The organism is Streptomyces sp. NPDC048506 (genome assembly GCF_040651315.1).
GTDB lineage: Bacteria > Actinomycetota > Actinomycetes > Streptomycetales > Streptomycetaceae > Streptomyces.
In genome coordinates this window covers 1-23119 of record NZ_JBEZIX010000010.1, presented here as the reverse complement: position 1 = coordinate 23119, position 23119 = coordinate 1, and the positions used below count along the sequence as shown (strand labels likewise).

General features: G+C 71.2%; 22 protein-coding genes. 12 read left to right on the top strand and 10 right to left on the bottom strand.

The features are described 5' to 3' along the window. Positions 1–99 precede the first annotated feature (99 nt). A complete protein-coding gene (locus AB0C96_RS10190; RefSeq protein ID WP_362915893.1) occupies positions 100–1527 on the bottom strand; it encodes a D-alanyl-D-alanine carboxypeptidase in 1428 nt (475 codons plus the stop codon). Between the two features lie 10 nt (positions 1528–1537). Between AB0C96_RS10190 and AB0C96_RS10185 the strand changes: the two genes are divergently transcribed. Beyond that, positions 1538–1867 carry a hypothetical protein gene (locus AB0C96_RS10185; protein ID WP_362915641.1) on the top strand — a complete coding sequence of 110 codons (330 nt, stop codon included), beginning with the start codon at positions 1538–1540 and terminating at the stop codon, positions 1865–1867. A gap of 55 nt (positions 1868–1922) precedes the next feature. On the opposite strand, the gene AB0C96_RS10180 is transcribed toward AB0C96_RS10185, so the two are convergent. Beyond that, positions 1923–2390 carry a Pycsar system effector family protein gene (locus AB0C96_RS10180; protein ID WP_362915639.1) on the bottom strand — a complete coding sequence of 156 codons (468 nt, stop codon included), beginning with the start codon at positions 2388–2390 and terminating at the stop codon, positions 1923–1925. Positions 2391–2531: 141 nt separating this feature from the next. On the opposite strand from AB0C96_RS10180, the gene AB0C96_RS10175 reads away from it, so the two are divergent. From AB0C96_RS10175 to AB0C96_RS10155, 5 genes are all read left to right on the top strand, one after another. Then, a complete protein-coding gene (locus tag AB0C96_RS10175) occupies positions 2532–3869 on the top strand; it encodes a metallophosphoesterase (RefSeq protein ID WP_362915637.1) in 1338 nt (445 codons plus the stop codon). 263 nt (positions 3870–4132) lie between these two features. Continuing rightward, positions 4133–4444, top strand: coding sequence for a hypothetical protein (locus AB0C96_RS10170; protein WP_362915635.1), 312 nt, complete (start codon positions 4133–4135; stop codon positions 4442–4444). A 50-nt stretch (positions 4445–4494) separates the two neighbouring features. Continuing rightward, positions 4495–5940 carry a hypothetical protein gene (locus tag AB0C96_RS10165; protein WP_362915633.1) on the top strand — a complete coding sequence of 482 codons (1446 nt, stop codon included), beginning with the start codon at positions 4495–4497 and terminating at the stop codon, positions 5938–5940. 114 nt (positions 5941–6054) lie between these two features. Beyond that, positions 6055–7245, top strand: coding sequence for a S8 family serine peptidase (locus AB0C96_RS10160; protein WP_362915631.1), 1191 nt, complete (start codon positions 6055–6057; stop codon positions 7243–7245). Between the two features lie 59 nt (positions 7246–7304). Continuing rightward, positions 7305–7811 (top strand): FBP domain-containing protein, encoded by a 507-nt coding sequence (locus tag AB0C96_RS10155; protein WP_362915629.1) that lies wholly within the window; start codon positions 7305–7307, stop codon positions 7809–7811. Between the two features lie 59 nt (positions 7812–7870). Here the strand turns inward: AB0C96_RS10155 and AB0C96_RS10150 are convergent, their stop codons facing one another. Together AB0C96_RS10150 and AB0C96_RS10145 are read right to left on the bottom strand one after the other, a co-directional pair. Beyond that, positions 7871–9184 carry an alpha/beta hydrolase gene (locus AB0C96_RS10150; RefSeq protein WP_362915627.1) on the bottom strand — a complete coding sequence of 438 codons (1314 nt, stop codon included), beginning with the start codon at positions 9182–9184 and terminating at the stop codon, positions 7871–7873. 73 nt (positions 9185–9257) lie between these two features. After that, on the bottom strand, positions 9258–10082 hold the full coding sequence (locus AB0C96_RS10145) for an alpha/beta fold hydrolase (RefSeq protein WP_362915625.1): 825 nt from the start codon (positions 10080–10082) through the stop codon (positions 9258–9260). 79 nt (positions 10083–10161) lie between these two features. On the opposite strand from AB0C96_RS10145, the gene AB0C96_RS10140 reads away from it, so the two are divergent. Both AB0C96_RS10140 and AB0C96_RS10135 read left to right on the top strand, forming a co-directional pair. Next, the gene (locus AB0C96_RS10140) at positions 10162–10560 is read left to right on the top strand and encodes a MerR family transcriptional regulator (protein WP_362915623.1); all 399 of its coding nucleotides are present in this window, start codon (positions 10162–10164) and stop codon (positions 10558–10560) included. A gap of 119 nt (positions 10561–10679) precedes the next feature. Next, positions 10680–11468, top strand: coding sequence for a hypothetical protein (locus AB0C96_RS10135; protein WP_362915621.1), 789 nt, complete (start codon positions 10680–10682; stop codon positions 11466–11468). 54 nt (positions 11469–11522) lie between these two features. Here AB0C96_RS10135 and AB0C96_RS10130 read toward each other — a convergent pair whose 3' ends face one another. The 5 genes from AB0C96_RS10130 to AB0C96_RS10110 form a co-directional block, all read right to left on the bottom strand. Continuing rightward, positions 11523–12296 carry a succinate dehydrogenase iron-sulfur subunit gene (locus AB0C96_RS10130; protein ID WP_362915619.1) on the bottom strand — a complete coding sequence of 258 codons (774 nt, stop codon included), beginning with the start codon at positions 12294–12296 and terminating at the stop codon, positions 11523–11525. Continuing rightward, positions 12296–14050: a succinate dehydrogenase flavoprotein subunit gene (gene sdhA / locus AB0C96_RS10125; protein WP_362915617.1), complete on the bottom strand. Its 1755-nt coding sequence runs from the start codon at positions 14048–14050 to the stop codon at positions 12296–12298. Before sdhA ends, AB0C96_RS10130 begins: the two co-directional genes overlap by 1 nt. Positions 14051–14070: 20 nt before the next feature. Next, positions 14071–14547 (bottom strand): succinate dehydrogenase hydrophobic membrane anchor subunit, encoded by a 477-nt coding sequence (locus tag AB0C96_RS10120; RefSeq protein WP_362915615.1) that lies wholly within the window; start codon positions 14545–14547, stop codon positions 14071–14073. Between the two features lie 6 nt (positions 14548–14553). Continuing rightward, positions 14554–14934 carry a succinate dehydrogenase, cytochrome b556 subunit gene (gene sdhC, locus AB0C96_RS10115; RefSeq protein ID WP_079123594.1) on the bottom strand — a complete coding sequence of 127 codons (381 nt, stop codon included), beginning with the start codon at positions 14932–14934 and terminating at the stop codon, positions 14554–14556. A gap of 222 nt (positions 14935–15156) precedes the next feature. Next, on the bottom strand, positions 15157–15627 hold the full coding sequence (locus AB0C96_RS10110) for a 2-oxo-4-hydroxy-4-carboxy-5-ureidoimidazoline decarboxylase (RefSeq protein ID WP_362915891.1): 471 nt from the start codon (positions 15625–15627) through the stop codon (positions 15157–15159). 462 nt (positions 15628–16089) lie between these two features. Between AB0C96_RS10110 and AB0C96_RS10105 the strand changes: the two genes are divergently transcribed. From AB0C96_RS10105 to AB0C96_RS10095, 3 genes are all read left to right on the top strand, one after another. After that, positions 16090–17754, top strand: a complete 1665-nt coding sequence (locus AB0C96_RS10105) for a glycoside hydrolase family 20 protein (protein ID WP_362915613.1) — start codon at positions 16090–16092, stop codon at positions 17752–17754. Positions 17755–18346: 592 nt separating this feature from the next. Beyond that, entirely contained in the window at positions 18347–19114 is a 768-nt protein-coding gene (locus AB0C96_RS10100) for an RNA polymerase sigma factor (RefSeq protein ID WP_362915611.1), read from the top strand. After that, positions 19114–20145, top strand: a complete 1032-nt coding sequence (locus AB0C96_RS10095) for a hypothetical protein (RefSeq protein ID WP_362915609.1) — start codon at positions 19114–19116, stop codon at positions 20143–20145. Before AB0C96_RS10100 ends, AB0C96_RS10095 begins: the two co-directional genes overlap by 1 nt. 155 nt (positions 20146–20300) lie before the next feature. Here the strand turns inward: AB0C96_RS10095 and AB0C96_RS10090 are convergent, their stop codons facing one another. Next, positions 20301–21152 (bottom strand): L,D-transpeptidase family protein, encoded by an 852-nt coding sequence (locus AB0C96_RS10090; protein WP_362915607.1) that lies wholly within the window; start codon positions 21150–21152, stop codon positions 20301–20303. A 125-nt stretch (positions 21153–21277) separates the two neighbouring features. Here AB0C96_RS10090 and AB0C96_RS10085 point away from each other — a divergent pair, with 125 nt between their 5' ends. Beyond that, the gene (locus AB0C96_RS10085) at positions 21278–22876 is read left to right on the top strand and encodes a methylmalonyl-CoA mutase family protein (RefSeq protein WP_362915606.1); all 1599 of its coding nucleotides are present in this window, start codon (positions 21278–21280) and stop codon (positions 22874–22876) included. The last annotated feature ends 243 nt before the right edge of the window (positions 22877–23119 follow it).

Here is a 23119-nt window from a genome sequence, read left to right as displayed (position 1 = left end):
CACCGACCCGATCTCCGGCCCGCTCACCGCCCGCTCACCGACCCGATCTCCGGCCCGCTCACCGGCGCGGCGGAGGCACCCGGCCCCCGCCGCCCCCGTTCACTCCCCGGGGCGCTGCCCCCGCCCGCCGTCCTGCGCCGATGCCGGCTGCTGGCGTCGGCGGCGTACGACCAGGGCCACGCCGCCCACCAGCGCCAGCGCGCCACCGGCGATCCCCACCGAGGTCCAGACGCTCGAACCGTCGGTGCTGTCCAGCGCGGCCTGGGTGTTCTGGTTCCCGCCCTTGCCCTTGGGGGCCACCGCGCCCGTACCGTCGTCCTCGCTGCGCGGCCCGACGAGCCGGCCCACCGGCTCCACCTTGTCGGCCGCGGTGAATCCCCAGTCGAACAGCTTGGCGGCCTCCCGGTAGGCCTCGTTGTGCTCCTTCTTCGCCGGGTTCATGACCGTCACCAGCAGCTTGCGGTCTCCGCGCTGCGCCAGGCCGGTGAAGGTGGACCCGGCGTTCGTCGTCGAGCCGTTCTTCACCCCCGCGATCCCGGGGTACGGCTTGATGTCGTAGTCCCCGCTGAGCAGCCGGTTGGTGTTCTGGATGCCGAACGTGGCCCGCTTGCCGTCCTTGCCCTTGTCGCCGGGGAACTGCGCGCTCGCCGTCGAGCAGTACTCGCGGAAGTCGGCGTTCTGGAGACCCGCCCTGGCGAACAGGCTCAGGTCGTAGGCGCTCGACACCTGACCCGGCGCGTCATAGCCGTCGGGGGTGATGACATGGGTGTCGTTCGCGTTCAGGTCCTTGGCGCGCCGTTGCATCTGCCGGACGGTGGCCTCGGTCCCGCCGTTCATCGCCGAGAGCGTGTGCACGGCGTCGTTCCCGGACCGCAGGAAGACGCCCAGCCAGAGGTCGTGGACCGTGTAGGTCAGGTTCTCCTTTATCCCGACCATGCTGCTGCCGATGCCCATCCCCGCCAGGTCGGCGGGCTTGACGGTGTGCTTCCGGTCCTTCGGGAACTTTGGCAGCACGGTGTCCGCGAACAGCATCTTCAGCGTGCTGGCCGGCGCGAGCTGCCAGTGCGGGTTCTTGGCGGCCAGCACCTTGCCGGACTCGGCGTCGGACACGATCCAGGAGCGGGCGGTCAGCGCATCCGGCCCCGGCAGCTTCGGCGCACCGGGCCGCAGCTCCACCTGGACGCCGGGCGTGCCCAGCCGCTCGCCGCCGATCTGCGACATCTTGGCCGGCGGCGCGGGAGCCTTGGAATCGGCGTACGCGGCCCCGGCCAGCAGCGGCGACGCCAGCAGCCCGGAGGCGGCCAGCGCGGCGACGGTGCGTACGGAGGAGCCGATCCGCGCCGCACGCCCGGCGTCACCGGCGGGGGCGGCGTCGGACCGGACGGTGGGCGCGGTCGGACGGGTGGAAGCCGTGGAAGCACAGAAGGTCGTCGGCACGTCGCTGAACGTACCCCCCTTTGCCCGCGAGGCCGCCAGCACCCCTCGGAAGAGTGCCCCTCCCGACCGCCGGATGGAGCCGCTGCCCATACTGGAACGCATGCTGCGTTCTCCCGGGGCCGCCCCCCGCACCCGCACGACACTCTCTCGCCCCGTGGCCTGGTTCCTGCTCGCCTTCGGGGTGTGGAGCTGGTTCATCTGGATCACTTTCGTCAAGAACCTCTGGAAAGACGGGAGTGGTCTCGCCTTCGACGACGCGGGTGACCCGACCGCCTACTTCTGGGTTCATCTGCTGCTCGCGGTGGCTTCCTTTCTCTTGGGGACGGCAATCGGCGTGATCGGGTTCCGCGGGGTGCGGGGCCTGCGGCGCGAAGCGGCGAACGGGACGGACCTGCCGGCGGCGGACCGGGCGGACGCGGCGTCCGACTGACCGGCGGGCACGTCGTCACGTCGTCACGTCGTCACGTGGTCACGTGGTCACGTGGTCATGTCGTCCAGGCGAGGGCCGTCGCGACCGCCAGCAGGCCGAGTCCGGCTATCAGGGAGTCGACCGCCGCTCGGATCAGCCGGAACTTCCGGGTGGCGAGCGCGGCCATGAACCGCAGGTGTTCCACCTGGTACCCGGACGCCAGCCGCTCGCCCAACTCGTCGTCGGTCAACCGGGACCAGCTGGTCCAGCCGGTGCCCCCCAGGTCCGGCCGCACCGCGAGCAGGAGCAGCACGGTTGCGGCCAGCAGCGCGGCGGCGCCGAGCGCCCCGGCCACCGCGGCCGACGTGGACAGTCGGAGTCCCCCGGCCGCCGAGACCAGCGCCACAAGTGCCGCCCCGGATAAGGCGAGCAGCAGGCTGGCCTTCCCCTCGGAGCGGGCCAGATCGCTCTGTAGCGCCGTGAGCGTCGTGGCGATCCGGTTCTGTGCCCCGTCGTTCCGTGGATCACGTGCGGTGGTTGCCATCAGCGCGTCGCCTCCCGCGTCGGGCCGCATCCCCCGGGTGCCAGGGCGCGTCCGAGGTGTCGGGCGGTAGGACGTGCACCGTCCTGTGCACGGTTGCCGTGCAACAGTGAGCCCGCACACACCGCAGCGAGGGGAGACGCCGTGATGTTCGCCCTGATCGTGGTCCCGGCCCTGGGGCTGTTCTTCGGCGTGCACCGCTATCTGTGGTGCCGGCTCGTCCGCGACACCACCGCGCCGGACAGCCGCCTGCGCCGCACGGGCGCCCTGGTGCTGTCCGCACTGGCCCTGATCGCCTTCGCCGCGCTGCTCGCCGGCCGGGCCGGTCTGCCCTTCCCCCTCCAACAGGCGCTGGCCTGGCCCGGCTACCTGTGGCTCGCCCTGGTCCTCTACCTGACGGTCGCGCTGCTGGCCGGCGAGGTCGTACGGGCGGTGTGGCAACGGCTCCCCACGGCCCGGAAGCGCGAGACGGCTCGCAAGGCCGAGACGGCCCGGAAGGGCGACGACCACGCTCCTGAGGACCGGGCGGCCTCCGCCTCCGCCTCCGCCTCCACCCCCGCCCCAGCTCCCTCCCCGCCCCCGTCGCCCTCCCCGGCACCGTCCGCCACCCCCACCCTGCTCCCACCCCACACCCCCGCCCTCCCCCCGCTCCCGACCCCGCCCCGACGGCTGTTCATCGCCCGCGCCGTCGCCGCCGGTGCGTCCCTGGCCGCCACCGCCGCCGTCGGCTACGGCACCGCGACGACGTTCCGCGGCCCGGCCGTCAAACGCATCACGGTCCCGCTGGCCAAACTGCCCCGCGCCGCCCACGGCTTCCGGATCGCCGTCGTCAGCGACATCCACCTGGGGCCGATCCTCGGCCGCGCCCACACCCGCCGCGTCGTCGAGACCATCAACCGCACCGACCCCGACCTGGTCGCCATCGTCGGCGACCTGGTCGACGGCAGCGTCGCCGACCTCGCGCCCGCGGCCGAACCGCTGCGGTCCCTGCGCTCCCGGTACGGCGCGTACTTCGTCAGCGGCAACCACGAGTACTACTCGGGCGCCGCCCCATGGGTCGAGCACGTAAGGGAGTTGGGCATCCACCCGCTGGAGAACGCACGCACCGAGCTCCCCGGCTTCGACCTCGCGGGCGTCAACGACCTCGCCGGTGAGACCGACCACGCGGGCCCCGACTACGACCTGGCCCTGGGCGACCGGGACCCCGCGCGCGCCGTGGTCCTGATGGCCCACCAACCGGTCACCATCCACGACACCGTCCGCTACGGCGTGGACCTGCAACTCTCCGGCCACACCCACGGCGGCCAGATGTGGCCCTTCACCTACGTGGCCGCCGCCACCAACCCGACCGTCGCAGGCCTGGAGCGCTACGGCGACACCCAGCTGTATGTGACCCGTGGCGCGGGGGCCTGGGGCCCACCCGTACGGCTGGGGGCGCCACCGGACGTCACGGTGGTCGAACTGGCCTCGCTGCGGGCGTGATCGGGGGCGTTCGGCGCCGGTGCGGGCGGGGCGCTTCGGCGCCGTTTCGGTAGCCTTGTGGAAGCGTTCCGCCGCGTAGGTAACAACCCCTCTACAAACTGGGGAACCAACCCGCGCCAAACGGGACAGAACACGACTTTCGATCTTGCGATCGAGGGTGTCAACTCCCTAGTATTTATTGACTTTATTTTGCCCTTATCGCGGCGGCTTCACGGGGCGGTTCGAGGGGGACGAACGAGGTACGGGGAACGGGGAGAGCGGTAATGAGCGAGCGGTTCAAGGTCGACCTCGACGAACTAGACAGTGTCGTACGCCAGCTGCGTCACCTTCGGGGCGATATGGACGATCCCAGCCAGAAGGTGAAGTACAGCACCACGATTCCGAAGTCGGCGTTCGGCGTGAACTTCATCGAGGCGGGCAAAATCGGGTCCGCCCATGACGACATGCAGAACTACATGTCGCAGGTCATCGACGCGCTCCAGGACCTCATCCACAAGTTCGGCGAGAAGACGGAAGCCAGCCGGGGCGCGTACGAGGACCAGGAGCACGACGCCAAGACCTCGATGAACGGCTGAGCAGGGCGTGGCGGCACGGATGCGAGGGACGGCGATGAAGGGGGGCCGGCGTGGTTGACGCCAGGCAGGAGTACAACAGTGCCAAGGACATGGAGCGGCAGCGGAAGGAGCACGAGCGGGAAGAGCGGCTGAAGTCGTTCAAGGGGCGTGGCCTCACTCGCCGGTCTCCTTCCGACTTCCACCACCACGGCCTCAACGCGCTCCGGGCGATGATCGAGCACGCCAACCCCGAGGCGATCGAGACCTCGGGGCACCACTGGCGCGCCTCCGCCGACCGGCTGGGCGGCGAGGACGGCCACGGCGGCATCCGCAAGGCATTCATGGACGCCGTCGATCACGCGTCGGCGCACTGGGAGGGCGCGGCGGCGCAGGCGTTCCGCAGGGAGGCGGGCAAGGTCCTCGAGAAGATCGACAGGACCTACCAGCACTCCCGGAACGTCGAGTCCACCCTGATCGGCACCCGCTCGTCCGGACCGGAGAGCGGCGTCGCCCACAGCCTCCGCGAGGCCAAGAAGACCATGTCGAAGATCCATGACCCCGGTGTCATGGACCGTGCGATGGACGACAGCGGCGACGACAGCCAGTTCAAGCGGGACATGGCGAATCCCAAGATGGACACCCGCATGGCGCTGGAGCTCAACCGGGACAACCTGTCCCTGACCAAGGAGCGCCAGGTCGAAGCGGTCATCGTGATGGACGAGCTGGCCGCCAACTACGAAGGGAACGCGGGGATTCTCCAGGAGGGGGTGGATCCGGGAGGCCCCAGGGGCGACTGGCCGAAGGAGCCCTCCTCCAGGCCCGCGCCGCCCCCGGTGCACATGCCGGTGATCGGCGGCAGCCACCCGCGCACCTCGTCGCAGATGCCGCACGCGCCGAAGACGCACAACGGTGCGGGTGGCGGTGCCGTTCCGGCAGGGTTCGACGGCCCGAAGATCAGCCGGCCCGAACTGCCGGTGACCACCGGACTCGACAGCGTGCAGGGCGGCACCCTCGCCCCGCCGACGGTCGCCGGTGGCACCTTCGGCAACGGCCCGGCGGGTGGCGGTCACGGCGTGACCGGCGGTACGGGCGGCTTCCCCGGAGGCGCGGTCCCGCCCGGTGTCATCGGCATGCCCGGTGGTATGTCCGGTGGTACGCGCGGTACAGGCGGCGCGGGCGGGATGCGCCCCGGTATGCCGGGCGCCGGGGTCGGCGGCAAGGCGGGCGGCAAGGGCGTGGTGGCCGGCCGCGGCGGGCCGCAGGCGCGTACCCGTGGCGGTCTGGTCGGCAAGCCGGGCGGTCCGACCGGCGGTGCCAAGCAGGGCGGCGCCGGACTGCACCGCAGCCGTGGCGGCACACAGGCTGCGGCCGGAGCTGCCGGCGCTGCCGGTGCGAAGGGCAAGGACAAGGGCAAGGGAGACAAGGAGCGCACCACCGGACAGCGCCCCGATTACCTCGTCGAGGACGAGGAGACCTGGACCCCGGAGCGCAACCTGGCCCCTCGCGTGATCGAGTAGGCCAGCGATAACGTCGCATGCGGCCGATGAGGCATGGCCCCGCACCCGAGTGTGCGGGGCCTTTTCGCAGGCGGAACAATGCCGCCCGGACAGCACAGCAAGAAGGAGCGAAGGATGAGGGTCACCCGAACACTGCGCGCGACGGCAGGTGCTGCGCTGACCGGAGCGCTGCTGCTGGCCTCGGGCGGTACCGCCTCCGCGGACCAGGTGCGGAAGGGCCAGTGGCCGTTGGAGGCGTTCGGGGCCCAGCAGCTCTGGAAGGACGCCACCGGCAAGGGCGTGACGGTGGCGGTGCTCGACAGCGGCTTCCGTACGACGCACCAGGACCTGACTGGGCAGTTCCTGGCCGGGCCGGACTGGGGCAAGGCCACCGAGGAGCAGCACGCCAAGAGCCTGAAGCCGAACGAGGACGTCCGTGATCACGGCACCGCGATGGCCGGCATCATCGCCGGGCACGGACACGGCCCCGGCGGCTCCGAGGGCGTGAAGGGACTGGCACCTGATGCCAAGATCCTCCCCGTCCCCGAGTTCAAGAACAGCGGGCTGGCCACGCGGTGGGCGGTCGACCACGGCGCCGACGTGATCAATATGTCGTACACCGAAAGCGTTCCGGGCGCCGACGACTGCGCATCGATCCACTACGCGCTGGAGAAGGGCGTCGTGGTGGTGGCCGGCGTCGGTAACGACGGTCTCCCCAAGAAGAACTATCCGGCCGCTTGCCCCGGCGTGATCGGTGCCGGATCGGTCGACCAGTACGGCGAGGCGGACGACGCCAACAACGCCAACTCCACCCTCGACCTGCTTGCTCCGGGGGTAAAGATCCCCGTGGCCATGGGCAAGAGCGACTCGGCCTACCGCACGGCAGACGGCAGCTCGGCGGCGAGTGCCTACGTCTCCGCCGCCGCCGCCCTCCTCAAGGAGAAGTTCCCGAAGCTCACCCCCGGCCAGATCGCCAACCGCCTGGTGAAGACCGCCGGACTCGCGCAGGCCGAGAAGGACAAGCACCTCAAGCTGCCGGACGCCCACTACGGCTACGGCTTCATCCAGCCCGGTCCCGCCCTGCGGCGGACCATCGCGGCCGGGCCGGCGCAGGGGCCGCTGCCGATGCCGCAGGGCAAGGCGCCGCAGAGCGGGGTGGTCCCCGGAGCGGACAAGCCCGAGGCCGACGCGCCCATGGGCGGCAAGGAGAAGGTGATGCTCTTCGGCGGCATCGGCCTCGGCGTGCTGGTGGTCGTCGGCATCGTCGTCGGCGTCGTGGTCGCCACCCGCCGCCGCAACAACAACGGCGGCCAGGCCTGGGGCTGAGCCGTACCGCCGGAAAATGCCGCGACGGGGCCGTGAGGCCGCTGTTAGCTTCGGTGTTTATGGACCCCATTGGTGAAAAAGCGATACGTGCCTCCTTTGTGAATTGTTCGAAGGGGGAGGCGAGCCGGATCAATCTGCCTGTGGGGCTGGCCGAGCGGCCGTGGGGGGACCTCGACTACCTCGGGTGGCGTGATCCGGGTGCGCCCGACCGGAGCTATCTGGTGGCGCCGCGCGGTGACGGGCTCATCGGCGTGACGCTGCGGGTGCCGCAGGGGGTGCGGCGGAGTTTCACCAAGACCACGGTGTGTTCGGTGTGCATGACCGGGCATCCGGGGTCCGGTGTCAGCCTGCTCGCGGCGCGCCGGGCGGGGCCGGCGGGGCGGCAGGGGAACACCGTGGGGGCGTACTTCTGCACCGATCTGGCGTGCTCGCTCTACGTCCGCGGGCGCAAGCAGTCGCAGCTCGCGGGGCGGCACGAGGAGACACTGCCGCTGGAGGACCGGATCGCGCGCACCGTGCGGAATCTGAACTCCTTCCTGGACAAGGTTGTCGAGGGAGAGAAATAGGGTCATGGGCGGGGAGCGGCAGGTGGTCCTGTTCCGCTCCCCGCCCCGCTCTGCTGGGTTTACGGATTCTGGAAGACGACCTCGGGATTCGTGGCGGACGGGCCGTTCAGCAGTGGCCGGGGTATGCCGCGCAGGTGCCGGTCGAAGAAGGCGCCGACGTAGTCACGGGTGATCTCCCCGGACCGTTTGCCGGGCAGTGGCGCGCTGGGGTCGGTGAGGCCGAGCTGGGCCCCCAGGACCGGCAGGTCGATGAAGGAGAAGTGGCCGGCGTCGCGTACGGTCAGCCACCGCTTCCAGCCGTCGAGGCGGCGCCAGTCGCGCAGCCAGGTGGTGTCCTCGTCACCGGGGGAGTGGCCGTTGAGGCCGCCGAGCATCATGAACGGGCGGCCGCCGAGCCCGGTGCGGGGGACCGGTGCGAAGAAGGTGCCGTCCATGTTGATCCCGGCGTGGATACGGCGGTCGGCCGCCATCGCGGTCGCCGCGCTGTTGCCGCCGATGGAGTGGCCGGCGGCACCGATCCGCCGGGTGTCGATCATGCCGGAGTGGCGCCAGGCGGGAGCGGCACCGCCGGGCCGGCCGCCGGTTCCCGTCAGCGCGTCGATGGCGAAGCGGATATCGGCGGCACGGCCCGTGGCGACCTTTCCCATCAGTTTCCGGGCGGTGCTCTCGGGAACGCCCTCGATCGCCTTGCAGGCCGCACACGTCAGGGTGCGGCCCCCGGGGAACGTGGTGCCGAACGATTCATGGGCGTGATCGAGGAGCGCCACGACGTAGCCGCGTGAGGCCAGCTCCTCGGCGAGCAGGGAGAGCGTTGCGCGGTTGAGCGTGAAGCCCGGGGAGAGCACCACCAGCGGATGGCGGCCGCCGATCGGCCGGGCGTCGGCGCGGGCGTGGGTGCGGGTGGCGGCGAGCGCCTCGGGCGGCAGCACGTCGCTGTGCTTGGTGCCCGCCAGGAGGAGTTGGGCCTCCTTGACCGCCATGTACGGGACGGGGGCGCCGCCGGTGCCGCGGCTGGCCGGGTAGTAGACCGAGGCCATCAGCTCCCGCGCGCCCGCAGAGGGCACCCAGGGGTCCCGGCGCTGCTTGTCGGTGAGGTGGAGGGTGTCCCGCCCGATCGCGAACGGGCCGGTGGGGCGGGGGAGTTCGAGGCGTATGTGGGGCGTGGTGACGCTGGACGTCGTCACTGCCGTCGCTGTCACCGCTGTCGTCGCCGCCGGCGTCACCGTCGCCGTCACCGCGGGCGTGGGTGCGGGTGCGGGCGCGGCGACGGCGGAGCCGGCGGCGACGACGGGCAGGGTGAGGGCGGTGGCGAGCAGTAACGCGACCGGGCCGCGGCCGCGCCGGAGTCGGCGGGTGGTGTGACGTTGGTTCATAACCCCGAGCGTAGGCACGGCTTTTCGCGGTCGGTACTGACGAACGTCATGTTTCGGTCCGCCAGGTTCGTGCTCACAGCCGGTGCTTGGCGAGGAAGGCCGTGATCAGGTTCTGCCACTCCTCCGGGCGCTCGACCATGGGCAGGTGACCGGTGGCCAGCTCGGCGTACTCGGCGCCGGGGATGTGGTCGGCCAGGTAACGGGAGTGCGACGGGTGCAGCAGGGTGTCCAGCGTGGTGGCGATGACCAGGGTCGGGACCGACAGGCCGGGCAGGTCGGCGGTGGTGTCCAGGGTGCGGACGAGGGCGGCCTGTTCGGCGGAGCCGGCGGGCGGGAGGGAAGGGTCGGGGTCCAGTACGGTGTCCAGTTCCTCCGGTGTCAGGGCGTTGAAGCGCTCAAGGGAGAGCCCGCTCAGGGCCCGGGCCTGGGCGAAGCCCTGGTAGTCACCGTGGGCCAACAGGCGGAGCCACAGGTCGACCCAGACCGTGGTACGGGCGTCCGCCTTGGCGAGGCCGGCGGTCAGGACCAGGCCCCGTACCCGCTCGGGGTGGCGGGCGGCGGCGCGTACCGAGACGGCCGTGCCCATGGAGAAGCCGATCAGGGTGAAGGTCTCCAGCCCGGCCGCGGTGGCCTCGGCCACCACGGCGTCGGCCAGGACGTCCAGCTCCAACGGGCCGGTGGCGCGCGGGGTGTCGCCGGAGCCGGGGTAGTCGGACGCCACCACGCGGTGGCCGGAGGACGCCAGGAGGGGGATGAGGTCGCCGTAGTTGGACGCGACGCTGCCGGTGGCCCCGTGGGCCAGGAGGATGCCGGGCCCGTCGGGGGCGCCGGCGAGGGTGGTGGACAGGCGGGGCAGTGCGGCCGGGGCAGCCGGACGGGCTGCGGGAATCTGTGTCATGGCCAAGAGGTTGCAACCTGACACCGGTGTCAGGGTCAAGTCGGCCCGGGGCACGGGCCGGAGAGGGGCGGGACGCGGGATGCGAATCGGTGAACTGGCGCGTCGTACGGGCGTCAGCGTGCGGGTGTTGCGCTACTACGAGCAGCGCGGGCTGCTGCACGCGGAGCGGGACGGGAACGGCTATCGGCGGTACGACGGGGAGGCGGCGGTCGAGACCGTCACACGGGTCCGGGAGCTGCTCGCCACGGGGCTGAACACGGACACCATCCGGCAGCTGCTGCCCTGCGCGCGGGGCGGGCCGGGGCTGGTCCCGTGTCGGTTGTCGCAGGGCATCGTCGAACAGCAGATGGCCCAACTGGACGCTGAGATGGCCGAGTTGACGCGGCGGAGGTCCGCCCTGACGGCGTATGCGCAGGTCATGGGGGAGCGCCGGGCACAGGATGAGGCGCTGGCGGCGATGGCGCTGCGCTCCGCCTGAGAAGCGCCGGGGGACGACCGAGAATCTCCTTGCGTGTCCCGCTTGCCATGCCCCACCCGGCGGACGGATCCTCGTGTGCACGCCGTTCGGGGGAGAGCGGCGAGAAGCAGGGGGCTGATGTGCTACGAGTGCACTTCACCGCACAGGATCTGACCCGTACGAAAGTGGCCGACGGGGCCGACCCGCTCTGGGAGACGGTGCTGAGTCTGCACAGTCTGCGGGAGAGCCGTCCGGAGCCGGCCCTGACGGCCTGGCGGCAGCATGCGGTCCGGCACGGCCCGGGGCCGCTGCGGGCCCTGTTCACGCTGGTGCCGAAGCACGGGTACTTCCCGGACTTCCTCACGCCGTTCGCGGCGCTGGACGGTGTGGAACCCGGGCTGGAGGCCGTGATGAGCACACCCCGGGCCCGGCTGCGGGCCGAGCTCACCCGGCTGTCGGGGCACCGTGCGTTGCCGGGGTGGGCGCGCGGGATCGGGGAGGGGGAGCCGGCCGCCCTGCGGCAGCTCGCCCGGAGCCTGCGCACGTACCACCATCTCGCGGTCGCGCCGAGCTGGCCGCGGATCGCCCAACGGGTGGGCGCGGACCGGGCGTTGCGGGTGCATGCGCTGGGACAGTCCGGGGCGGCGGCGATGCTGCGGACGTTCGGGCCGACGATGCGGTGGCGGCCGCCGGTGCTGGAGGTCGGCTATCCGGTGGACCGGGAGCTGCACCTGGAGGGGCGGGGGTTGGTGTTCGTCCCGTCGTACTTCTGCCGGGGCGATCCGGTGGCCCTGGTGGACGAGGAGCTGCCGCCGGTGCTGGTCTACCCGGCCGGCGGGGCGGTCGGGCACACCACGCGGCAGGGCCCGGCCCCCGGTGTGGTGACCGGGTGCCGGGCCCTGCTCGCGGGTTCCTCGCTCAGCAGCTGAGGCACCCGCACGGCGAGCTCCCACGTCCGTGGGAGCGGCGCCGGGTGCGGTGCACTAGAAGCGCCGGGTGATCAGCGCCCGCTTCACTTCCTGGATCGCCTTGGTGACCTCGATGCCGCGCGGGCAGGCGTCGGTGCAGTTGAAGGTCGTCCGGCAGCGCCAGACGCCGTCCTTGTCGTTGAGGATCTCCAGGCGCTGCTCACCGGCCTCGTCGCGCGAGTCGAAGATGAAGCGGTGCGCGTTGACGATCGCCGCCGGGCCGAAGTACTGGCCGTCGTTCCAGAACACCGGGCACGAGGACGTGCAGGCGGCGCACAGGATGCACTTGGTGGTGTCGTCGAACCGCTCGCGGTCCTCGGCGGACTGCCGGCGCTCCCGGGTCGGCTCGTTGCCCGTCGTGATCAGGAAGGGCATCACGTCGCGGTAGGCCTGGAAGAAGGGCTCCATGTCGACGACGAGGTCCTTCATCACGGTCAGGCCCTTGATGGCCTCGACGGTGATCGGCTTCTCCGGGTTGATGTCCTTGATCAGCGTCTTGCAGGCCAGGCGGTTCTTGCCGTTGATCCGCATGGCGTCCGAGCCGCAGATGCCGTGGGCGCAGGAGCGGCGGAAGGTCAGCGAACCGTCCAGGTCCCACTTGATCTTGTGGAGGGCGTCCAGGACGCGCTCCTTGGGGTCGATCTCCAGCTGGAAGTCCTGCCAGCTGGCCTCGTCCGAGATCTCCGGGTTGAACCGGCGGATCCGGAAGGTGACCGAGATCAGATGGGAAGCGTCGTTCTCGGCCGCGTCCAGGGCATCGGAGTGCTTGTCGAGAGTCGGGGTGCTCATCAGTACTTACGCTCCATCGGCTGGTAGCGGGTCTGCACGACCGGCTTGTAGTCGAGGCGGATCGACTCGGCGCCGTCTGCGCCCACCTCGCGGTACGCCATGGTGTGCCGCATGAAGTTGACGTCGTCGCGGTTGGGGTAGTCCTCGCGGTAGTGACCGCCGCGGGACTCCTTGCGGGCCAGGGCGGAGACCGCCATGACCTCGGCGAGGTCGAGCAGGTTGCCCAGCTCGATGGCTTCCAGCAGGTCGGTGTTGAACCGCTTGCCCTTGTCCTGGATGGACACGTTCCGGTACCGCTCGCGCAGCTCGCCGATCTTCTCGACCGCGGTCTTGATCGTCTGCTCGGTGCGGAACACCATCACGTTGGCGTCCATGGTCTCCTGAAGCTCCTTGCGGATCTCGGCGACCCGCTCGCTTCCGGTGGCGTTGCGCAGCTTCTCGACCTGGTCGACGACGAGCTGCGCCGGGTCCTCGGGCAGCTCGACGAAGTCGGCGGTGGCCGAGTACTCCGCCGCCGCGATACCGGCCCGGCGCCCGAAGACGTTGATGTCCAGGAGGGAGTTGGTGCCCAGGCGGTTGGCGCCGTGGACGGAGACGCAGGCGACCTCGCCGGCCGCGTACAGGCCCGGCACGACGGTGGTGTTGTCCGCCAGGACCTCGCCCTCGACGTTGGTCGGGATGCCGCCCATGGCGTAGTGCGCGGTCGGCTGGATCGGGATCGGGTCCGTGTAGGGCTCGATGCCGAGGTACGTGCGCGCGAACTCGGTGATGTCCGGGAGCTTGGCGTCGAGCTGCTCCGGCGGCAGGTGCGTCAGGTCCAGGTAGACGTGGTCGCCCTCGGGACCGCAGCCGCGGCCCTCGCGGATCTCCGTGTAGATGGAGCGGGAGACGACGTCACGGGACGCGAGGTCCTTCATGACCGGCGCGTACTTCTCCATGAAGCGCTCGCCGTCCTTGTTGCGGAGGATGCCGCCCTCACCACGGGCGCCCTCCGTCAGCAGGATGCCCATCCGCCAGATGCCGGTCGGGTGGAACTGGAAGAACTCCATGTCCTCCAGCGGCAGACCGCGGCGGTAGACGGCCGCCTGGCCGTCACCGGTCAGGGTGTGCGCGTTCGACGTCACCCTGAAGAACTTGCCGCAGCCGCCGGACGCGTAGATGACGGCCTTGGCCTGGAAGATGTGGATCTCACCGGTGGCGAGCTCGTACGCGACCACACCGGCGGACTTCTTGACGCCGTCGACCTCGGTGATCAGCTGGTCCAGGACGTAGAACTCGTTGAAGAACTCCACGCCCTCCTTGACGCAGTTCTGGTAGAGCGTCTGGAGGATCATGTGGCCGGTGCGGTCGGCCGCGTAGCAGGAGCGGCGCACCGGCGCCTCACCGTGGTTGCGGCTGTGACCGCCGAAGCGGCGCTGGTCGATCGTGCCGTCCGGGGTGCGGTTGAACGGCAGGCCCATCTTCTCCAGGTCGAGGACCGAGTCGATGGCCTCCTTCGCGAGGATCTCGGCGGCGTCCTGGTCGACCAGGTAGTCGCCACCCTTGATCGTGTCGAAGGTGTGCCACTCCCAGTTGTCCTCCTCGACGTTCGCGAGGGCGGCGGCCATACCGCCCTGGGCGGCGCCGGTGTGGGAGCGGGTCGGGTAGAGCTTCGTCAGGACCGCGGTGCGGCTGCGCTTGGTCGCCTCGATGGCGGCGCGCATGCCCGCGCCGCCGGCGCCGACGATGACGGTGTCGTACTTGTGGATCTTCATGGTTCCAGTCAGCCCCGGCTTCAGGAGATGTTCGGGTCGAAGGTGAAGATCACCAGCGTGCCCAGAAGGACGGTGAACACCGTCGCGGTGTACAGCAGCATCTTCAGCCAGAAGCGGGTGTTGTCCCGCTGCGCGTAGTCGTTGATGACGGTGCGCAGGCCGTTGGCGCCGTGCAGCATGGCCAGCCACAGCATCAGCAGGTCCCAGACCTGCCAGAACGGCGAGGCCCAGCGGCCGGCCACGAAGGCGAAGCCGATCTTGGAGACGCCACCGTCGAGGACCAGCTGGATCAGCAGGTGGCCCAGGACCAGGACGACCAGCACGATGCCGGACAGCCGCATGAACAGCCAGGCCTGCATCTCGAAGTTGCCTCGGGAGGCCCGGCCGGTCTGCTTGGTGCGCTTGCGCGGGGCCTCGATCACCGGCGCCGGGTTGTCCACGTCGTAGAGGCCGACGGTCTCCGACGCGGCGGCTGCGGAGGTGGTTTCAGCGGACATCTGGCGTCAGCTCCCGAACAGCGTGCGCAGGGTGTGCTGCAACACGGGGTAGAAGGCACCGGCCATCAGCACGACCCAGACACCGACAACGGTCCACAGCATCTGCTTCTGGTACTTCGGGCCCTTGGACCAGAAGTCCACGGCGACGACCCGGAGGCCGTTGAGGGCGTGGAAGAGGATGGCGGCCACCAGGCCGTACTCCATCACGTTGACGATCGGCGTCTTGTATGTCGCGACGACGTTGTCGTAGGCCTCGGGGGAGACGCGTACGAGAGCGGTGTCGAGGACGTGGACGAACAGGAAGAAGAAGATGAGGACGCCGGTGACTCGGTGAGCCACCCAGGACCACATGCCTTCCCGGCCGCGGTACAGCGTTCCAGCCGGCACGGAAGAACCCTCCGGGAGCGGGGACTAGGGCCGCGCCGGCTTCTCTGTCGGTCGGGCCCGGCCGGGTACGGTCCACCGGCCGCTCGTCATCGTATCGACGAGCTGTCGGTTCCTCGCGCGGGGGTCCTTAGGTGTGATCAAACAGGCACCAACGGGCTATCACACAGGTGCGAAGTGGTGCTTTACCGGGCAGATGCCGCGATACTTGAGGGTTTGCGGAACTCAAGGACGCGTGGACGCGAGCCGGGTCAGCCGGCCGCGGGCCAGCCGGCGCAGCTCTTCCGCGGTGACCGCCCGCTCCTCTCCCGGCTCATGGCCCAGTCGGGTGCGGATGCCGTGCAGGACCTGGTCGAGCAGCTCGTCGTCGCGGTAGCCGTCCAGGCAGATCACGAAGGTGTGGCGGAAGCGCCGCTGGTACTCGGCGCGCGCGGCGCGCAGCGCGGTGTGGGCGGCGAGCGTGCCGGGGCCGCGGGCGCCGGCCGGCGGCTGCTCGGCGGGGGACTCCCCGGCAAGCGCCTCCTCCAGTTCGGCCAGGGTGAGGTCGTAGCAGGCCTCGTCGCCGGCGGCGAGCAGGGACTCGGGGTCCGGGTACGGGCGGTGTGCGGCCACCCGCTCGGCCCAGCGGCGGCAGGCGCAGCAGTCCAGCAGCGCGGTCAGCGCATCGTCCGGGGTGAGCGCGTTGAAGCAGTCCAGGCCGAGGCCTTCGGGGCGGGGGCGTGGCGCGGCGGAGGCGCCGCGGGCCTGCGAAGGTATGCCGCACCGCGTGGAGTGCGGACGGTTCAGCGTCGGCGGCCGGGTGGCCGGGGTGTCGCCGGACAGCGTGGGCTCCTCGGAGGAATGCGAATGGATCTTCTCGACGGGTGCGGGGCGGGCGGCTGACGGAAGCTGGAGGAAGCGGACCGAAGCCGGGACGCGTGATGAGGCGGCGGCGGGTGGCGGTGGTGTGTGTGGCATGACACCCCGGCGGTATCCGGCGGTTCCACGAGAGCCCTGGGAAAGGGGTGACGAACAGAGACGCCACGCTAACGACGCCTGTCCACCGCTGTCCGACGGATGCGCGAATTTCACCCGGATGAGAGAGGTTTCGCGCACCCCGTAGACGACCGGCTCCGCACACCTGGCAATGCCTTCGCACCGAAAAGTGAGGATTGCACGATGTCGAACCCGATGCGGCCGCCGCGCGCCGCACTGCCGGCCGCGGCGCTCACCGGCGCGCTGCTGCTCGCCGGCTGCTCCGGCGCCGCGGACTCCGAGCCGCCCGGCAGTACCAGCGCCAAGGTGAACCCGTCCGCTGCCACCGCCCCCACCTGGGCGCCGGTGACCGGAACCCCGCAGGTCATCCCCGCCGTACGCAACTTCCGCAAGGCCGCCGGCAGTGGCTGGCGCCCGACCAGGGAGGCCCGGGTGGTGGTGCCGGCCGGGGAGAAGAGCAGTGTTGCCGACGAAGCGCAACTCTTGGCCCATGATCTGGGTGGGCTCAGGGTCGTCTACGGGAACAGGACCGTGCGTCCCGGCGACATCGAGGTGAAGCTCGCGGGCAGGAACGGCGCGAAGCCGAGCAGCACCGCGAACAACGTCCCCGTACGGGGCACCGCCGACGAGGCCTACACCCTCACCGCCCGCGGCACCCGGCTCACCCTCACGGCCCCCACCGACGCCGGCATCTTCTACGGCACCCGCACCGTCAAGCAGGCCGTGCACGCCGCCGGCGGCCTGCCCGAGGGCACCATCGAGGACCGGCCGGACCGCCCGCAGCGCGGGATGTCGCTGGACAACGCCCGCAAGCCGTACACCCAGGGCTGGATCGAGGCGCGGCTGAGGGAGATCGCCGACCTCAAGCTCAACCAGTTCCAGCTGCACTTCTCCGACGACCAGGGCTTCCGCATCCAGAGCGACACCCACCCCGAGGTCGTCTCCGCCGACCACCTCACCAAGGCCCAGGTCCGCCAGATCGTCCGGCTCGCCCGCAGCCTGCACATCTCCGTCGTCCCCGAGCTCGACTCGCCCGGCCACCTGGGCGCCGTGCTGGACCACTACCCCGACCTGCAACTGCACAACGCCTCGGGCCGGGTGATCCGTGGCGCGATCGACATCTCCAACCCCAAGGCGGGTCCGCTGATCGACTCCCTGCTCACGGAGATGAGCCAGTTGTTCACCAACCCCAAGGGCGCCCCCGCCTACTGGCACCTGGGCGGCGACGAGTACCAGGCGCTGATGTCCTCCTCCCCGTCGACCTCGTACCCGCAGCTCGCCCGGGCCGCGCAGCAGAAGTACGGGCCCGACGGCACCATCGAGGACCTGGCGACCGGCTGGCTCAACGACCGGCAGAAGACCGTCGAGGCGCAGGGCAAGAACCGGATCGAGGCCTGGAACGACGGATTCTTCGCCAGCGCGGCGGTGAGCGCCGCCAAGAACCGGATGGTCGACTACTGGACCGGCAAGGAGCAGGGCAAGCGGCCCCCCGAGGCGTTCCTGCGCGAGGGCCGCAACGTCCTGAACTTCAACGACGAGTACCTCTACTACGTCCTCGGCCAGCCCAACCAGTTCGTCTACCCGACCGGTCGGCGGATCTACGAGAACTGGACCCCGCGGGTGATCCGCGGCACCCAACCGGTGGCGGTACCGGCGAGCATGACCGGCCCGGACCGGATCCCCGGGGCGCGCTTCGCGATCTGGAGCGACCGCTCGCAGGCCCAGACCCAACAGCAGGTCGCGGCCGGTATCCGGCTGCCGCTGGCGGCACTTGCGCAGAAGACCTGGGACCCGCGGACGCCCGCCCTGTCGTGGGCGGCGTTCAAGGCGCTGGCCAACCGGGTGTGAGCGGTGGCCCGGTAAGAAACGGGTGAGAGAAGAACGAGGACGGCCGGGGCCGCCACCCCCCACAGGAGAGGCCCCGGCCGTCGTTCGTGAAGGGCCGTGACGACCCTCTATCCGGTACAGCGCCGGACGGCTCGAAAGCGTCACACGGGGTGCGGGCCGGGGCACGGCCAGTGGTCTGGACGCGGGCCCGGCCAGGCCCGTAACGTGCGGTTCCGCGCCGATCGGCGCACCGGGCGCGCCATGCGCCGCGACCGAAAGAAGCCATCCTTCCCGGGAGTCCCAGATGGATCCGTGCGCCCGCCTCGCCGGTGCGGGGGACGTCTCGTGCTCCCCCGCCCGCGGCCCGGTCCGGACCGGCGGTAGCCCCGGCCCGGGTTCGGGGCGGATGCCTTCACGGGTTACGGTCTCCGGGAACAGCCGGGTTACCTGTGGTTCCCGGTCCGCCGTGGTCGACGGCGGGCGGTAGCCGGGGCACGCTCCGGTCCCGCACGGTGCGGCCGACGGCGGAGCGGCCGAAGAGAAAGCGGCCGAGGAGATCAGCAAAGCAGCAAGGACCGGGCGGCGGACATTCCAGGTGCGACAGGATGGACCCGTGCGAGGGGACGACATTCAGCCGGACGACCGTCGGCTGACGGTGGCTGTGCGGGCGGCACAGGACGGTGACGAGACGGCGTTCCGTACCGTCTACCGTGCGGTGCACCCCCGACTTCTGGGATATGTACGGACGTTGGTGAGCGAGGCGGACGTCGAGGACGTCACCTCCGAGGCATGGCTACAGATAACCCGCGACCTGGGGCGGTTCAGCGGAGACGCCGACCGGTTCCGCGGCTGGGCCGCCCGGATCGCCCGGAACCGCGCCCTCGACCACATCCGGATGCGCGGCCGGCGCCCGGTGATCGGCGGCGACGAGAGCGAACTGGCCGACACCCCCAGCCTCTCCGACACCGCGGGCGAGGCCATGGAAGCCCTCGGCACCGGCCGCGCCATGCGCCTGATAGCCAGGCTGCCCCAGGACCAGGCCGAGGCCGTGGTGCTGCGGGTGGTGGTCGGACTCGACGCCAAGAGCACCGCGCAGGTGCTCGGCAAACGAGCGGGCGCGGTGCGCACCGCAGCGCACCGCGGACTGCGCCGGCTCGCCGAGATGATCGGTGACGAGCCGGACGGCGGCGGCCCGGACGCCGCCGCGGCCCCCGTCGACGACGGCGCGGCCGACCCGCCCGCCCGCCCGGCGAGGACACCGGGCAAGGGTGGCGGAACAGTGGGCGGGATGCCCCTCCAGGGCCGAAGACGCCGTAACGGCGTGGCGGAATCGTACGTACCAGTAACGGAAACGGCCGCACGAACGCAGAAGGACATGTGATGGCCGACGACCGGTACAACTGGCTCGACAAGGACACCTCGGAGCGGTTGCTGCGCGGTGAACCGGTCAGCGCCCGGCACGGCGACGGCGCACGCGAGCTCGAACAGCTGCTGGAGGCCGCCGCCGCGGTCGCCGCCAGGTCGCCCGAGGCCGCCCCGCTGACCGGGGAAGAGGCTGCGGTCGCCGCGTTCCATCGCGCGGGCGCCGGTGCCGCGACGCGCGGCCGGTCCGCGGACCCGCTGGCGACCCTGCACGGTGCTGACTTCGCCGAACGTCCCCGGCTCGCCCGCCCCTTCCGGCGCGGCTTCGCCGTCGCGCTCGCCGCGTGCGCCATCGGTGGCGTCGCCGTCGCGGCCGGCACCGGCGTGCTGCCCGGCCCCTTCCGGGGCAACGGCGGAGACCCCGAGCCGGGCTCCAGCGTCTCGGCCGCCGAGACCCCCGGACCGTTCGAGACCGGACGGCCCGGAGCCCAGACCGAGGGCACGACGGCGCAGACCCCGGACGCCACCCACGACGGGCGGACCGGCAAGCCTTCCGGTACCCCGACGCCGGGCAGCAGCCCGGGCGTCACCCACGGCCCCGGCCGGCCGGGTGAGGGCAAGGGCCGGGGCGACGGCGACGACAACGGCGGTCACGGCGACAAGAAGAAATTCCTGCTCAACCTCTGCCAGAGCTATGAATCCGGCAAAAGCGGCCAAATGGACCGTGATGCGCTGCGCCGCCTCGAACAGAAGGCCGGCGGCTCGGAGAAGGTGCACGCCTTCTGCCGCGCCTACATCGCGCGCTACCAGACCGGCGGCGGCTCGGGTGACAACGATGGCTTCATCGGCGGCACCGGCGACGGCAAGGGCAGCGGCGACTCCGGGCGGAGCGGCGGCGGCTCCGGCGGCGACCAGGAGGACGGACAACCCGTCCAGTCGCCCACCACCGCCCCCACTCCCGGCGCCTCCATGCCGGCCCCGGTGTCGTCCGTGACCAGCACGGACCCCCGGGCCGTGACGCCCAGCACCACTTCCAGCAGCACGGTGTGACGTTTTTTGAGCCGGTGACGCAGTAAGAAGTGAAGCCGACTGGTCATCGGCTGCGCGAGGAGCCGGGGTTCCCCCCGTACCCACGGCTCAGCGCACATGGCGCGGGCGGGGCACGTTCCCCCGGCCCTGCCCGCGCCCCATCTCCCTTCCCACGCCTAGTGGTAGATGACCACCCTCGTGCCCTTCCGCACCGCGGCGAACAGCGCGGCGATCCGCGCCTTGTCCCGGACGTTGACGCAGCCGTGCGAGGCGCCGCGGTAACCGCGGGCGGCGAAGTCCGCGGAGTAGTGCACCGCCTGGCCCCCGCTGAAGAACATCGCGTAGGGCATGGCCGTGTGGTAGATCGTCGAGACGTGGTGGCGGCTCTTGAACGTGATGGCGAAGGTGCCCTCACGGGTGGGGGTGTACTGGGAGCCGAAGCGGACGTCCATCGCCGAGACGGTCCGCCCGTCCACGATCCACGCCAGGGTGTTGCTCCGCTTGCTGATGCAGATCACCCGGCCCGTCATACAGCGCGGATCGGGAGTGCCGATCGGCCGGCTGGTCGACGGACGCAGCTCCGACGGCGACGGCCGGTGCGTCCGGGCGAGTACCGCGCGCCAGTCCGCGGGCCCCACGGTCCCCGTACGGGGCAGGCCCGCCTCCCCCTGGAAGTCCCGGACCGCAGCGGCGGTGACGGACGCGTAGTACCCCGTAGGGGCGCGGTCGAAGAGCCCCAGCTGGACCAGTCGCGCCTGGAGTTCTCGGACCCGCGCGCCGTGTGAGCCGTGGGCCATCACCCGCGCGGAGGCGGTGTGGTGCGGGCGGGGCGGCGCGGGGGAGCGGTGGGGTGGTTCCCGGGGGCCGAGCGGCGGGGGAGCGGAGGCGGTGGGGGTGTGCCGGCCCCCTTTGCCGTCCGACGGCGTCGTCCCCGTGACCGTCACCGGGCGACAGCCCACCGCGAGCGCCGCCACCACGAGCACCGCGACCCCCGCCGGCACCGTACGTCTCCCGCTGCTCCGCTTCATGTGCTGCTCCCGGATCTCGGCGACCCGGACATGCTGCCCAGTGCTGCGGTGCGGCGAACCTGCGGGCATGCTGTGAACAAGGCGTAGAAAACGGATATCGGTCACCCGGCGGGAGGCATGGGTCCATGGCGCAGGAATCGGGCAGTGTGCGGCACAACGAGAGCGGCCTGCCGATCGAGCCGGTGTACGGGCCGGAGGCGCTGGACGACTGGGATCCCGGGAGCGGACTCGGCGCGCCCGGCGGCTACCCCTTCACCCGCGGGGTGTACGCGTCGATGTACACCGGCCGACCCTGGACCATGCGGCAGTACGCGGGCTTCGGCACCGCCCGCGAGTCCAACGCCCGCTACCGGCAGCTGATCGCCCACGGCACGACCGGACTGTCGGTCGCCTTCGACCTGCCGACGCAGATGGGCCACGACTCGGACACCCCCATCGCCTCCGGCGAGGTCGGCAAGGTCGGCGTGGCCATCGACTCCGTCGAGGACATGCGGGTGCTGTTCGGCGGGATCCCGCTGGACAAGGTGTCCACGTCGATGACGATCAACGCCCCCGCCGCGCTGCTGCTGCTCCTGTACCAACTGGTCGGCGAGGAACAGGGAGTGACGGCCAGTCAGCTCAACGGGACGATCCAGAACGACGTCCTCAAGGAGTACATCGCGCGCGGTACCTACATCTTCCCGCCGCAGCCCTCGCTCCGGCTGACCGCCGACATCTTCCAGTACTGCCGGACCGAGATCCCCCGGTGGAACACCATCTCGATCTCCGGCTACCACATGGCGGAGGCCGGCGCCTCGCCCGCGCAGGAGATCGCCTTCACGCTCGCCAACGGCATCGCGTACGTCCGCACCGCGCTCGCCGCCGGCATGGACGTGGACGACTTCGCGCCCCGGCTGTCGTTCTTCTTCGTCGCCCGCACGACACTGCTCGAAGAGGTCGCCAAGTTCCGTGCGGCGCGCCGGATCTGGGCCCGGGTGATGCGCGAGGAGTTCGGCGCGCGGAACCCCAAGTCGCTGATGCTCCGCTTCCACACCCAGACCGCCGGGGTGCAACTCACCGCCCAGCAACCGGAGGTGAACCTCGCCCGGGTCACCGTCCAGGGCCTCGCCGCGGTCCTCGGCGGCACCCAGTCCCTGCACACCAACTCCTTCGACGAGGCCATCGCGCTGCCCACCGACAAGGCGGCCCGGCTCGCACTGCGCACACAGCAGGTACTCGCGTACGAGACGGACGTGACCGCCACCGTCGACCCGTTCGCCGGCTCCTACGCCGTGGAGTCGATGACCGACCAACTGGAGGAGGCGATCGTCGACCTGATGCGACGGGTCGAGGAGACGGGCGGCGCGGTGGCCGCCATCGAACGGGGCCTCCAGAAGGACGAGATCGAGCGCAACGCCTATCGCATCGCCCAGGAGACGGACACCGGCGAGCGGGTGGTGGTCGGCGTCAACCGCTTCCAACTGGACGAGGAGGAGCCGTACGCTCCGCTGCGGGTCGACCCGGCGATCGAGGCCCAACAGGTCGAACGCCTCGCCGTCCTACGGGCCCGCCGCAACCGCCGCGCGCTCACCACGGCCCTCGACGACCTCCGCAAGGCCGCCGAGGGCACGGACAACGTCCTCCCTCCCATGCGCGAGGCGCTACGCGCCAGGGCAACGGTGGGCGAGGTGTGCGATGCGCTGCGGTCGTGCTGGGGCACGTATGTTCCGGCGGCGGGTCTTTAGCCGTGGCCTTGGCGGCCGGCGCTCGCCCCACGTTGTCGGCTGTCCCGCCGTGGTGGTTTCTCGCCGTTCGCCTGCGGCGGGCGTTGTGTGTCGGGTGCGGTGCCGCTCCTCCGGACTTCGTCCTGCGGCGCGACCCCTCCCGTGAGTGGGGGGGTGCCCTTATGGGTTTGGTCAAGCAGGGACGGCTGGTCGTGACTCGTAGAAGGTGCCGTCTCTGAGCATGGCGAAGAGCACGTCGACGCG